The organism is Streptomyces sp. NPDC017676, from assembly GCF_044329325.1.
GTDB lineage: Bacteria > Actinomycetota > Actinomycetes > Streptomycetales > Streptomycetaceae > Streptomyces.
On sequence record NZ_JBIRJA010000016.1, the window covers coordinates 12,969 to 25,284 of the forward strand.

At 72.9% G+C, this 12,316-nt stretch carries 10 protein-coding genes and 1 pseudogene; 6 read left to right on the plus strand and 5 right to left on the minus strand.

Going from position 1 to position 12,316, the window contains the following annotated elements; all coding sequences use genetic code 11:
• Positions 1-53: 53 nt before the first annotated feature.
• A pseudogene (locus ACH4LD_RS30555) lies at positions 54-1,184 on the minus strand (MFS transporter); the annotation flags it as partial.
• A gap of 30 nt (positions 1,185-1,214) precedes the next feature.
• Between ACH4LD_RS30555 and ACH4LD_RS30560 the strand changes: the two are divergent.
• On the plus strand, positions 1,215-1,439 hold the full coding sequence (locus ACH4LD_RS30560) for a hypothetical protein (RefSeq protein ID WP_398057554.1): 225 nt from the start codon (positions 1,215-1,217) through the stop codon (positions 1,437-1,439).
• Between the two features lie 90 nt (positions 1,440-1,529).
• Here ACH4LD_RS30560 and ACH4LD_RS30565 read toward each other — a convergent pair whose 3' ends face one another.
• Both ACH4LD_RS30565 and ACH4LD_RS30570 read right to left on the minus strand, forming a co-directional pair.
• Complete coding sequence (locus ACH4LD_RS30565) at positions 1,530-2,246, minus strand: alpha/beta fold hydrolase (protein ID WP_398057552.1); 717 nt, start codon at positions 2,244-2,246, stop codon at positions 1,530-1,532.
• A gap of 18 nt (positions 2,247-2,264) precedes the next feature.
• Complete coding sequence (locus tag ACH4LD_RS30570; RefSeq protein WP_398057551.1) at positions 2,265-3,236, minus strand: alpha/beta hydrolase; 972 nt, start codon at positions 3,234-3,236, stop codon at positions 2,265-2,267.
• Positions 3,237-3,668: 432 nt separating this feature from the next.
• On the opposite strand from ACH4LD_RS30570, the gene ACH4LD_RS30575 reads away from it, so the two are divergent.
• The 4 genes from ACH4LD_RS30575 (at position 3,669) to ACH4LD_RS30590 (ending at position 7,594) form a co-directional block, all read left to right on the plus strand.
• Positions 3,669-5,537, plus strand: coding sequence for an amidohydrolase (locus tag ACH4LD_RS30575; RefSeq protein ID WP_398057575.1), 1,869 nt, complete (start codon positions 3,669-3,671; stop codon positions 5,535-5,537).
• A gap of 103 nt (positions 5,538-5,640) precedes the next feature.
• The gene (locus ACH4LD_RS30580) at positions 5,641-6,303 is read left to right on the plus strand and encodes a hydrolase (protein ID WP_132785888.1); all 663 of its coding nucleotides are present in this window, start codon (positions 5,641-5,643) and stop codon (positions 6,301-6,303) included.
• A 51-nt stretch (positions 6,304-6,354) separates the two neighbouring features.
• Positions 6,355-6,876, plus strand: coding sequence for a DoxX family protein (locus ACH4LD_RS30585; RefSeq protein WP_398057550.1), 522 nt, complete (start codon positions 6,355-6,357; stop codon positions 6,874-6,876).
• The gene (locus tag ACH4LD_RS30590) at positions 6,857-7,594 is read left to right on the plus strand and encodes a YoaK family protein (protein ID WP_132785886.1); all 738 of its coding nucleotides are present in this window, start codon (positions 6,857-6,859) and stop codon (positions 7,592-7,594) included. Before ACH4LD_RS30585 ends, ACH4LD_RS30590 begins: the two co-directional genes overlap by 20 nt.
• Before the next feature lie 138 nt (positions 7,595-7,732).
• Here ACH4LD_RS30590 and ACH4LD_RS30595 read toward each other — a convergent pair whose 3' ends face one another.
• Complete coding sequence (locus ACH4LD_RS30595; RefSeq protein WP_398057549.1) at positions 7,733-8,698, minus strand: AraC family transcriptional regulator; 966 nt, start codon at positions 8,696-8,698, stop codon at positions 7,733-7,735.
• A 202-nt stretch (positions 8,699-8,900) separates the two neighbouring features.
• Here ACH4LD_RS30595 and ACH4LD_RS30600 point away from each other — a divergent pair, with 202 nt between their 5' ends.
• Positions 8,901-10,553, plus strand: a complete 1,653-nt coding sequence (locus tag ACH4LD_RS30600) for an MFS transporter (RefSeq protein WP_398057547.1) — start codon at positions 8,901-8,903, stop codon at positions 10,551-10,553.
• Positions 10,554-10,565: 12 nt separating this feature from the next.
• Here ACH4LD_RS30600 and ACH4LD_RS30605 read toward each other — a convergent pair whose 3' ends face one another.
• Positions 10,566-12,308, minus strand: coding sequence for a pyruvate dehydrogenase (locus tag ACH4LD_RS30605; RefSeq protein ID WP_398057546.1), 1,743 nt, complete (start codon positions 12,306-12,308; stop codon positions 10,566-10,568).
• Between the last annotated feature and the right edge of the window lie 8 nt (positions 12,309-12,316).

Consider the following 12,316-nt stretch of genomic DNA (forward strand, 5'->3'; position numbering starts at 1 on the left):
CGTCCATCCTGCCGCCGACAGGACGTGGAGGCACCCCCGTGTCCGGCGACACGTCATCCGGCCACCGGCGCCGGCCGTACCCCCAGGTGTCCGCCCAGGTGCAGCCGGGCGACCAGGCCGGCGCAGCCCAGGCCGGTCGCGGCCAGGGCCGCCCACGGCAGCCATCGCACACCGGTGTCGAACAGCGCGCCGACGGCGAGGTTGCCCAGCGAGATCGCGATGCCGGAGGCGGTGTTGTACGCGCCGTAGTACGTCGCTACGAGCCGGTCGCCGGAGAGCCGTACCACGGTGTCCATCTCGAAGGGGTAGAGCAGCGCCCCGCCCCAGGCCAGCAGGACCGCGCACACCGTCAGGGCGCAGAGCCCGGCCGGAGCGCCGCAGGAGCGGGGCAGCAGTGGCAGGAAGGCCACGCCCATGACCACGAGCCCCCACACGACGGCCTGCGGTCCGGACAGGGTGCGTTGCGCCCACGCGGTCAGCTTGAGCTGGCCCGCCAGCGCGGCCAGCGCCGACGCGGCGAAGACCACGCCGGTGACGCATCCGGTCCGCTCGCCGAAGAGCGCGCGGGCGTGCAGCGGGAGGGCGAGGTAGACCTGGAAGGCCAGGACGTAGGAGCCGCTCATGGCGGCCGCGAAGAGCAGGAAGGGGCGGTTGGCGGCGACGGTGCGCCAGTCGGCGGCGACCGCCCGCCAGGCAGGTCCGGCACCTCGACCGGCGGGGGGCCGGGCGGGCAGGGCGCGGGACTGCAGCACGGCGAGGGCGCCGAAGATGACGGCCGCGACCGTGCACACCGCGCTGAAGTTCCAGGTCAGCAGGGCCAGTCCGGCGAGCGGGCCGACGAGGATGCCCGCCTGGTAGAAGACGTTGAACGCGGCGAACGCCGCCACCCTGCGCTCCTCGCCGGCGTCCGCCGCGAGATACGCGCGGACGGCCGGGTTGAACAGCGCACCCGCCAGGCCGGTCAGCGCCGAGGCCGCCACCAGGGCGGGGAGCGAGGCGACGACCGCCAGCAGCCCGAAGGCGACCGCGCGCAGGGCGCATCCGGTCAGGATCATCGGCTTGCAGCCGTAGCGGTCGGCGAGGGTGCCGCCGACGAGGAACATGCCCTGCTGGGAGAGGTTGCGCACCCCCAGCACCAGGCGGCGTTCGGGTCCGCCCACCGCGCGGCCTACGGCACCGCACCCGGCCGCTGGGCACCGGAGGCGTACGACGCGGTGGGGCTGGTCGCGCGGGCCCTGGAGTCACCGGGCGGCTCGGCCGACAGCGCACCGGGTGCCGTGGCCCAGCGCCTCTTCAGCCTCACCTACCAGGGCCTCGCCAAGACGCTCCGCTTCGACGACACCCACGCCCTCGCGCTCCAACCGGACGCCGTGTACTTCCTGTACCAGGTGAAGGACGGCTCCTTCCGGTTCCTCGGCCGGTACGACCGGGTGAGCTGAGCCCCCCATCGTCCGGGTGCGAGGCGGGCGCGCGAGACCGCGCGGACGCGATACGGGGGAGGCGTCCGCGCGGTCGTTCCTGGAGCCGGGTCAGCCGGTCGCGCGGACCGCGTCGCGGATCAGCTCGGCGACGGCCTTCGGCTGGGAGACGGCCACGGCGTGCGAGGCGCCCTCGATCTCGACGATCGTCGCCCCGGCCCGCTTCGCGCCGAAGCGCTCCACCTCCGGGTTGATGGCGTTGTCCGCGCCGGCCACCAGGGCCCAGGACGGCTTGGTCTTCCAGGCGGCGGAGGAGGCCTTCTCCTCGAAGGCCGCGGCGGCCAGCGGGCGCTGCGCGGCCGCGAGGATCCTGGTGACCTCCGCGGGCACGTCGGCGGCGAAGACCGACGGGAAGGCGTCCTCGGCGATGGTGACCTCGACGGCGGGCTCGCCGCCCGGGACGGGGTACGTCCACTGCTTGAGGTTGCTCACCAGCGGCGAGAGCGGGAAGCGGCCCTGGAGTTCGCCGAGGCTCTCGCCCTCTTCGAGGGCGTAGGCGGCGACGTAGACGAGGCCGACGACGTTCTCGGTGGTGCCGGCCACGGTGATCAGCGCACCGCCGTACGAGTGGCCGACCAGCACGACCGGACCGTCGATCTGGGAGGCGACGGAGGCGACGTACGCGGCGTCGGACGCGAGGCCGCGCAGCGGGTTCGGCGGCGCGATCACGGGAATGCCGTGGCTCTGCAGTTCCTCGATGACCCCGGACCAGCTCGCCGCGTCGGCGAAGGCGCCGTGTACCAGGACGACGGTGGGAGTGGCGCTCATGTGTGTGTCTCCCCGGCGTCAGGCGGTGTGCAGGGCCGCGTGCAGCGTGCGGACCGCCATGGTGATGGCGGCCTCGGCGGCGTGCGTGCCGCGCAGGGCGTTGAGCATCACGAAGTCGTGGATGATGCCCTGGAAGCGGACGGCGGTGACCGGCACACCGGCCTCGCGGAGCTTGTTGGCGTAGGCCTCGCCCTCGTCGCGCAGCACGTCGGCCTCGCCGGTGATGACCAGGGCCGGGGGCAGACCGGTGAGCTGCTCGGTGGTGGCGCGCAGCGGGGAGGCGGTGATCTGGGCGCGCTCGGTCTCGTCGGTGGTGTACTGGTCCCAGAACCACTGCATGCCGTCGCGGCGCAGGAAGTAGCCGGTGGCGAACTGGTGGTAGGACGGCGTGTCGAAGCTCGCGTCGGTGACCGGGTAGAACAGCACCTGCTGCACGAGCGGGATGCCGCCGCGTTCCTTGGCCATCAGGGTCAGCGCGGCGGTCATGTTGCCGCCGACGGAGTCACCCGCCACGGCCAGGCGGGAGCCGTCCAGGCCCTTCGAGGCGCCCTCCTCCACGACCCACTTGGCGACGGTGAAGTTCTGCTCGATGGCGACCGGGTAGCGGACCTCGGGCGAGAGGTCGTACTCGGGGAAGACGACGGCGGCCTCGGCACCGACGGCGAGTTCGCGCACGAGGCGGTCGTGGGTGTGGGCGTTGCCGAAGACCCAGCCGGCGCCGTGGATGTAGAAGATGACGGGGAGGGTGCCGGTGGTGCCGGCGGGCTTGACGATCCGTGCCCGGACGCTGCCGGTGGGGCCGCCCTGGACGGTGATCCACTCCTCGTCGACGGCGGGCTTGTCGATCTCGCCGGACTGGACCTCGTCGACGGCCTTGCGGCCCTCGGCGGGGGCCAGGTCGAAGAGGTAGGGCGGGTTGGCGGTCGCCGCCACGAACTCGGCCGCGGCGGGCTCCAGTACCGGCGTCACCGGCGCCTGGGCATCAGACATGGGGATCTCCTGGACGTGCGTAGGGGGCGCCGGTCGTTCCGGCATACGAGCCGGATCGTCGTGCTGGGCACTCCGGCGCCGCTGAGCGCAACCGTAGAACCGCTGTCCGCACGACGATTGCCCGTCCGTGCACGTCTCGCGTCCTCAAAGTGCACGCACGCCGGCCGCCGCACGCCGAGTGCGCTGTGGGGAACGGGAGAGTGCGCGGACGGGACACACGGCGGTGTCGCCCGGCCCTAGTTTGAGGGCACAGCGGTCGCGGTTCGCCCATCGGTACGACGGCGGACTCTCGCGCCATCACCGCTCTTTCTCGCCCGCGTCTTTGATCGCTCTTCCCGTCGCACCGCTCGTCGCCCTTCCCGGCCGCCGAGCGCGGGCGCAGCGGACATCCAGGGCGCCCACCACGGAGGAGGTCTCGCACACGTGTCTGTCATGCCGGTCGGCGGGCTGGTTCCCCAGGCCATCGACGATGCCGCGGAGCTGGTCGTCCGCAACGCCAGCATCCATACGGGGGACCCGCGCCGCCCGCGTGCCGAGGCGCTCGCGGTGCGAGGCGGTGTCATCACGGTCGTCGGTGACGACAAGGACGTCGCCCCGCACGTCGGTCCCGCCACGAAGGTGGTGGACGCGCTCGGCCGGCGGATGATCCCGGGACTCAACGACGCCCATCTGCACGTGATCCGGGGCGGCCTCAACTACGTCCTGGAGCTTCGCTGGGACGGGGTCCGGACGCTGCGTCAGGCCCTGGCGATGCTGCGGGAACAGGCCGCGCGGACGCCGAAGGGCCAGTGGGTGCGGGTGGTCGGAGGCTGGTCGGCCGACCAGTTCGCCGAGCGGCGGCTGCCGACCGTGGCCGAGCTGAACGCCGCCGCCCCCGACACCCCGGTGTTCGTACTGCACCTGTACCAGTCGGCCGTCCTCAACCGGGCGGCGCTGCGGGCCGCCGGGTTCGCCAAGGACACGCCCGAGCCGAGGGGCGGACAGATCGTCCGCGGCCGGGACGGGGAACCGACCGGCATGCTGCTGGCCGCGCCGAGCGCCCTCGTCCTCTACTCCACGCTGGCCAAGGCGCCGGTTCTGGAGGGCGAGGACAGGAAGGTGTCGACCCGTCACTTCCTGCGCGAGCTCAACCGGTTCGGCCTGACCTCGGCGATCGACGCCGCCGGCGGTTTCCAGAACTTCCCCGAGAACTACAGCACCGTCGTCGAGCTGGCGAAGGCCGGTCAGCTGTCGCTGCGCATCGCCTATCACCTCTTCCCGCAGACCGCGGGCCAGGAGATAGCCGACCTCACCCGCTGGATCGAGATGGCCCGCCCGGAGGACGGGGACGCGTGGCTGCGTCTCAACGGCGCGGGTGAGAACCTCACCTGGGCGGCGGCGGACTTCGAGAACTTCAGCCAGCCACGCCCGGAACTCGGCGACTACGAGGGCGAGTTCGAGAAGGCCGTACGTCTCCTCATGGAGAACGGCTGGGGGTTCAGGCTGCACGCCACGTACGACGAGACCATCCGCCGGGATCTGGCGGTCTTCGAGAAGCTGGCCGCCGAGGGGCTCTTCCCCGCGGGGAACCGGTGGTTGTTCGACCACGCGGAGACGGTCTCGGCACAGAGCCTCGACCGTGTCGCCGCGCTCGGCGGCGCCATGTCCGTCCAGAACCGGCTGTACTTCCAGGGTGAGGCGTTCCTGCGCCGCTACGGCCCCGGTGCCGCCGCGGACGCGCCGCCCATCCGGGCCATGCTGGACCGCGGACTGACCGTGGCGGCCGGCACGGACGCCACCCGGGTGTCCTCCTACAACCCGTGGGTCGCCCTGCACTGGCTGGTGAGCGGGCGGGACATCGGCGACCTGGTGCTCCGCTCCCCCGGCAACCGTGTCGACCGGGAGACCGCACTGCGGATGTTCACCGTCGCCGGCGCCGAACTCACCGGCGAGCAGCAGGTCAAGGGCGTGCTGCGACCGGGGTGTTACGCGGACCTCGCGGTGCTGTCCGACGACTACTTCACCGTGCCGGAGCCGGAGATCGCGCACATCGAGTCGCTGCTCACGGTCACCGGCGGCCGGATCGTCTACGCCGCCCGGGAGTACGAGGGGCTGGACGAGGAACTGCCGCCCGTCACCCCCGCGTGGAGCCCGGTGGCGCACTTCGGCGGCTACCAGGCGTCCCGGCCGGCCGGTGTGCGCCAGGCCGAGGCCCTCGGTGAGGCCGTCGCGGAGTCGGGGCAGCACCGCGCCTGGCGCGCGCGGCGCGGCCTGGCCCCCGGCGCCGCCGACATGCCGTTCGATCCCTGCTTCGCCCTCTGAGCGGTCCCCGCCGGTCGGCACCCACAGACCCCGTCCCCAGGACGGTCGTTGTCCGGCGCGGGCGCCCGTCCGCGCCGCTACCGATGAATGGAAAGGCACTCTCATGGTCGACATCGCCCAGGTCACCGCGTCCCCCAGCCCCGACCTGCTGACCCCCGACAACTGCGCGGTCCTGTTCGTGGACCACCAGCCGCAGATGTTCTTCGGCACCGGCAGCGGCGACCGGACCGCGATCATCAACTCCACCCTGGGCCTGGCCAAGGCCGCCAAGGTGTTCGACGTGCCGGTCGTGCTGAGCACCGTGGCCGCCGAGTCCTTCTCGGGTCCGATCCTGCCGCAGCTCGCGGACGTGTTCCCGGACCAGAAGATCGTCGACCGCACCACGATGAACGCCTGGGAGGACACCGCGTTCGTCGAGGCCGTCAAGGCGACCGGCCGCAAGAAGCTCGTCATCGCCGGTCTGTGGACCGAGGTCTGCGTCGTCCTGCCGGTGCTCTCCGCCATCGCCCAGGGCTACGAGGTGTACGTCGTCACGGACGCGTCCGGCGGTGTCAGCCCGCAGGCCCACGAGCACGCCGTCCAGCGCATGATCCAGGGCGGCGCCGTGCCGGTCACCTGGGTGCAGGTGCTGCTGGAGCTCCAGCGTGACTGGGCCCGCGGCGAGACGTACGTGCCGGTGACGGAGGTCGTGAAGGAGCACGGCGGCACCTACGGTCTCGGCCTGGTGTACGCCCAGACCTTCATCGGCGGCCACGCGGCCGGCTGATCCCTCCCCCAGCACAGCGATCAAGGACCGAGTCAGGACAGGCAGGAAGAGATGGACGCGGGACTGCTGGTCCTCCGGGTGGTGGCGGGACTCCTCATCACCGGCCACGGAGTGCAGAAGGTGAGCTTCCGGCTCGGGGGCCACGGGTTGGCGGGCGGAACCGAGGAGTTCCGGCACGACGGGTTCCGTGGGGGCCGGCTGACCGCGGTCGTCGCGGGCACCAGCCAGATCGGGGCCGGCCTGTTCCTGACCGCCGGTCTGCTCACGCCCCTGGCGGCGATGGCCGCCATGGGCGTGATGACGGTCGCGGGCACCGTCAAGTGGCCCAAGGGCCTCTGGGTGCAGAACGACGGCTACGAGTACCCGCTGGTCCTCGTGATCGTCTCCGCGGCGCTGGCCCTCACGGGGCCCGGCGCGTGGTCCCTCGACCACGCCCTCGGCGTCACGTGGCCGGTGTGGGTCGCGGTCGCCACGATAGTGATCGGCCCGGCGAGCGGGCTGCTGACCCGGCTGGTGCTGCACCGCCCGCCGCTGGTACCGGAAGGAAAGACCCATGCGCAGCCTGCTGACTGACGCGGCCCACACGCTGGTCCCGCCGAAGGGCGACCGGCACGGCCCCCTGCCTCCCCTGATGCTGACGCTGACCGTGGTCACCGGTCTGGTCGACGCGGTGAGCTATCTGGCGCTCGGCCACGTCTTCGTCGCCAACATGACGGGCAACGTGGTGTTCCTGGGCTTCGCCCTGGCAGGTGCCCAGACCCTGTCCGTGCTCGCCTCCGTCGTCGCGCTGGCGGCCTTCCTCGCCGGCGCGCTGACCGGTGGCCGGCTGGGGACCCGGTTCGCGGGGCACCGCGGGAACCTGCTGAAGACGGCCACCGCCGCACAGACGGTGCTGGTCGCCGTCGCCCTCGTCGTCACGGCGGTGACCGACGGCCGGGTCACCACCGGCGTCGAGTACACGCTCATCGTGTGCCTCGGGCTCGCCATGGGCCTGCAGAACGCGGTCGCCCGGCGCCTCGGCGTGCCGGACCTCACCACGACCGTACTGACACTCACCCTCACCGGTCTGGCCGCGGACTCGCCGCCGGCGGGCGGTGCGGCACCGAGGCCCGGCCGCCGGATCCTGTCCGTGCTGGCCATGCTGCTCGGCGCCCTCGTCGGCGCGGAACTCGTCCTGCACGGGCACCTGGTGCTCACCCTGGGACTGTCCCTGCTGCTCCTGGCGGTCACCTCCGTGGTGACCCACCGCCTGTCCGCGGATGGTGCTGCCTGGACCCGGCCGCCGTCCTGACGACGAGCCAGGGTCCGGACGGAAGCCGTTCACCGGAACGGAAGCCCTCGGTCCGGACGGACGCCCTCCACTGGGACCGAAGCCCTCGGTCCGGACGGACGCCCTCCACTGGGACCGAAGCCGTCCGTCCGGACGGGTTCACCCTCCGGCCTCCCGGTCGCCCCGCCCGGCGAACTGCCGCCATTCGCTGGGCGACATCCCGTAGGTGGCACGGAACACGCGGCTGAAGTGGGTGGGGCTGGCGAAGCCCCAGCGGTGCGCGACAGCCGCGATGGTCAGGTGCTCCGCGGAACGCAGGGTGAGGACACGCCGGCACTCGGCCAGCCGCCGGCGCTGGATCAGCCGGCCGACCGTCGTGCCCTCCTCCCGGAACAGCTTGTGCAGGTAGCGGACGGAGATGTGGTGGGCGCGGGCGATCGTCTCCGGAGACAGGTCCGTGTCACCGAGCCGCAGGTCGATGAAGTCCAGGACGTCCGACATCAGCGGCGCCCGGGTGTCCTGCCCCGGTCCCCGCGCCTGGTCGGCCAGATGCTCGCCGGCCAGGGTGGACAGCAGGCTCACGGCGTTCCAGGCGAGCATGTCGCCGACCGCGGACCGGGCCACCGCCGTCGTGTCGGCGAAGTCGGACAGGAACGGTGAGACCAGGGCGCCCAGCCGGGACGTCAGGGGCACCGGCGCGTGTGCGAGGCGGGGCACGTCCGACCGGGCCAGCCCGAGCAGTTGCCCCGGGAGCAGGAACACCTTCAGGCGGACATGCCGCGGGAAGTCCAGCACCGGGGGCTGGTGCACGTCGTAGAAGCAGATGTCGCCGGGGCCGAGGACCGTGTCCGTGGCGGGCTGCCGCGCGAGCAGGGCGCCGACGGTGCCGCGCAGCCCCACGAAGAGGTACTCGCCGCTCTCCCGGGCGGTCAGCCGCCGGGTACGTGCCGCGGGGCCCGGCGGCACGCCCGGCGCCCCCTCCCGGGGCAGGCGTGCGGGTACCGCGTCCCGGATCACGATGTCCAGCCCCATGGGCATCCGCCATACCCTGCTGCCCGGTGACGTGCCGGCCGTGGACGTACCGACCGTGCGCCTGTCGATCAGGGACGTTGCTGTGCGGGACATGAACCGCCCTTGCCTCCGAACCGTTGCCGTGTGTGAAGCGGCCGTTTCCGGGGAATCCGGACCGGGCTCCGCTTCGCCCGGAGCGTAGGCGGGTGGATGTGCGAAAAGAGTGACAAGACAGTGACCGGGGGCTGCGCTGCCGGGTCACACCCCATGCGCTCACGGTCAATAGCCCGGGGACGGCGGCCCCTACTGTCCGGGCATGAGCACCACGTCTTCAGCCTCCCCGCCCACCGCGACCGACTCCCCCTGGGCCCCGCTCGCGGCGCGCGTCTTCCGGGCCCTGTGGATCGCCCAGCTGGTCTCGAACATCGGCAGCTGGATGCAGACCGTGGGCGCGCAGTGGCTGCTGGTCGGGCACGGCGCCGCGCTGGTGACGCTCGTGCAGACCGCCGCCGGCCTTCCCGTGGTCCTGTTGGCCCTGCCCGCCGGTGTGGTCGCCGACCGCTTCGACCGGCGCTCGGTGCTGCTGGCCGCGCAGTTCGCGATGCTCGCCGTGTCCGGTGTGCTGGCCGTGCTGGCGTTCCTGGACGCCCTGACGCCTGCGGTGCTGCTCGTGCTCACGTTCCTGCTCGGGTGCGGCACCGCGCTGATGGGCCCGGCGTGGCAGGCGATCCAACCGGAACTGGTGGAACGCCGGCGCCTCGGTCAGGCCGCGGCGCTGGGCGCGGTGAACGTGAACCTGGCCCGTGCCGTCGGTCCGGCGCTCGGCGGGGCGGTGGTCGCGGCGGCGGGCGCGGGCTGGGTCTTCGCCTTCAACGCGGCTTCCTACCTGGGCATCGCGGCTGTCCTCGTGGCGTGGCGGCGCCCGGAGCCGGCAACCGCCGACCTCCCCGGGAACGACGGGCTGCTGGCGGCCCTGTACGCCGGCCGCCGCTATGTGTGGAACGCGCCCGGCGTCCGCCGGGTGCTGCTGCGCACGCTCCTGTTCATCCCCGGCGGTGCCGCGCTGTGGGCGCTGCTGCCGCTGACCGCGAGCAGTTCCCTCGGCCTCGGCTCGGGCGGTTACGGGCTCCTGCTGGCGGCGGTGGGCGTGGGGGCCGTGGCGGGGGCGTTCGCGCTGCCGCGCGTCCGTGCCCTGCTGGGTGCCAACGGCACGCTCGCCGCCGGCGCCCTGGTCTTCGCCGGCGTGCTGGCCGTGCTGGCGACGGTCCGCACACCCTGGCTGGTCACCATCGCCCTGCTGCCGGCGGGACTCGCCTGGATCGGGGTGCTGTCCACGCTCAACGCGGCCGTGCAGACGCGGCTGCCCGGCTGGGTCAGGGCGCGTGGCCTCGCGGTGTACCTGCTGGTCTTCCAGGGCGGTCAGGCGCTCGCGGCACCGCTGTGGGGCGCGGTCGCGGACTGGGTGGGGCTCAGCGAGTGCCTGCTGATCGCCGGTGCGGTGATGGTGCTCAGCGCGGCCAGTGTGCGCCGGTGGCCGCTGTACGACGCGGCGGGCATCGACCCCACGCCGTCCGACCACTGGCCGGCCCCTCCCCTGGTGTTCGAGCCCGGGGAGGCCGACGGCCCGGTCCTGGTCTCCGTCGTCTACCGCGTCCCCGCCGGGAACCGGGCCGCGTTCACGGTCCGCATGCGCCAGGTCGCCCGTTCCCGGCGCCGTACGGGAGCCCTGTCCTGGGGTCTCTACCAGGACGGCAACGACCCGGCGCGCTTCGTCGAGAACTACCTGGTCGGCTCCTGGGCGGAACACCGGGCCCAGCACCACGTCCGGTGGACGGACACCGACCGCCGGCGCGAGGAGCAGGCCCGTGAGCTGCTCGCGCCGGGGACGGTGCCCGAGGTGACCCATGCCTTCGACACCGTGGCGGGGCCGGCCGTACCGGCCGGGTCCGGCCCCGCGCCCGCCGGGTAGGGGCGTGCCGGGTCAGGGGCGGGGGATGTTGCGGAGGTTGGCCCGGGCCAGGTGGACCATGCGGCCGACGCCTCCGCTCAGGACGGTCCGGCTCGCGGACAGGGCGAAGCCGGTGAGCTGTTCGGTGGTGATCTTCGGCGGCACGGCCAGCGCGGCCGGGTCGGTCACGACGTCCACCAGCGCGGGCCCGTCGTGGGCGAACGCCTCGCGCAACGCGTCCCGGACCTGGCCGGGCTTCTCCACCCGGATGCCGCGCGCTCCGGCGGCCGTGGCGATGGCGGCGTAGTCGGCGCGCGGGTAGCTCGTGCCGTGCGGGGGCAGGCCGTCGACCATCATCTCCAGGTCGACCATGCCGAGGGAGGAGTTGTTGAAGACGACCACCTTGACCGGAAGGTCGTACTGGACGAGCGTGAGGAAGTCGCCCATGAGCATGGAGAACCCGCCGTCGCCGGAGAGCGAGACGACCTGCCGGCCACGGTCGAGGAACTGGGCGCCGATGGCCTGGGGCAGCGCGTTGGCCATGGAGCCGTGCACGAAGGAGCCGAGGATGCGGCGGCGGCCGTTGGGCGTGAGGTAACGCGCCGCCCACACACAGCACATGCCGGTGTCGACGGTGAACACGGCGTCGTCGGCGGCCTCTTCGTCGAGCACCGAGGCCACGTACTCGGGGTGGATGGGGGTGTGCCGGTCGACGTCGCGCGTGTAGGCGCTGACGGCGCCTTCGAGGGCGTGCGCGTGCCGCTCCAGCATCCGGTCGAGGAACCGGCGCGACTGCTTCTCCCGCACCGCGGGCGTCAGGCAGCGCAGGGTCTCGCGCACGTCTCCCCAGACGGCGAAGTCGAGTTGGGTGCGCCGGCCGAGCCGCTCGGGCTGCACGTCGACCTGGACGGTGCGCACGTGGCGCGGCAGGAACTCGGTGTACGGGAAGTCGGTGCCGAGGAGGATGAGCAGGTCGCACTCGTGCATGGCCTCGTAGGCGGCGCCGTAGCCGAGCAGTCCGCTCATGCCGACGTCGTACGGGTTTTCGTACTGGATGTGTTCCTTGCCGCGCAGCGCGTGGCCGACCGGGGCCTTGACCTTCCCGGCGAACTCCATCACCTCGGCGTGGGCTCCGGCGACGCCCCGGCCGCAGAAGACCATGACGCGTTCGGCGCCGTCCACCAGTTCGGTGAGCCGGGCGATCTCCTGGTCGCTGGGGCGGATGGCGGGCAGGTCCAGGGGCATGGCGAGTTCGGGTGACGCGTCCGGGGAGTCCTCGGCGGCGGTGTCACCGGAGAGGGCGACGACCGACACCCCGCGCCGGCCGACGGCGTGCTGGATGGCCGTCTGCACCACGCGGGGCATCTGACGCGGGGAGGAGATCAGCTCGGAGTAGTGGCTGCACTCGGCGAACAGCCGGTCGGGGTGGGTCTCCTGGAAGTAGCCGGTGCCGATCTCGCCGCTGGGTATGTGGGCGGCCAGCGCCAGCACGGGCGCCATCGAGCGGTGGGCGTCGTACAGGCCGTTGATCAGGTGCAGGTTGCCGGGCCCGCAGGATCCCGCGCACGCGGCGAGCCTCCCGGTGAGCTGGGCCTCCGCTCCGGCGGCGAACGCCGCGACCTCCTCGTGGCGGACCTGTATCCACTCGACGTCGGCGTGCCGCCGGACCGCGTCGACGACGGGATTCAGGCTGTCTCCGACCACGCCGTACATGCGGCGCACACCGGCGCGCGCCATGAGGTCGACGTATTGTTCGGCGATGGTCTGCTTGGCCATGGCACTCC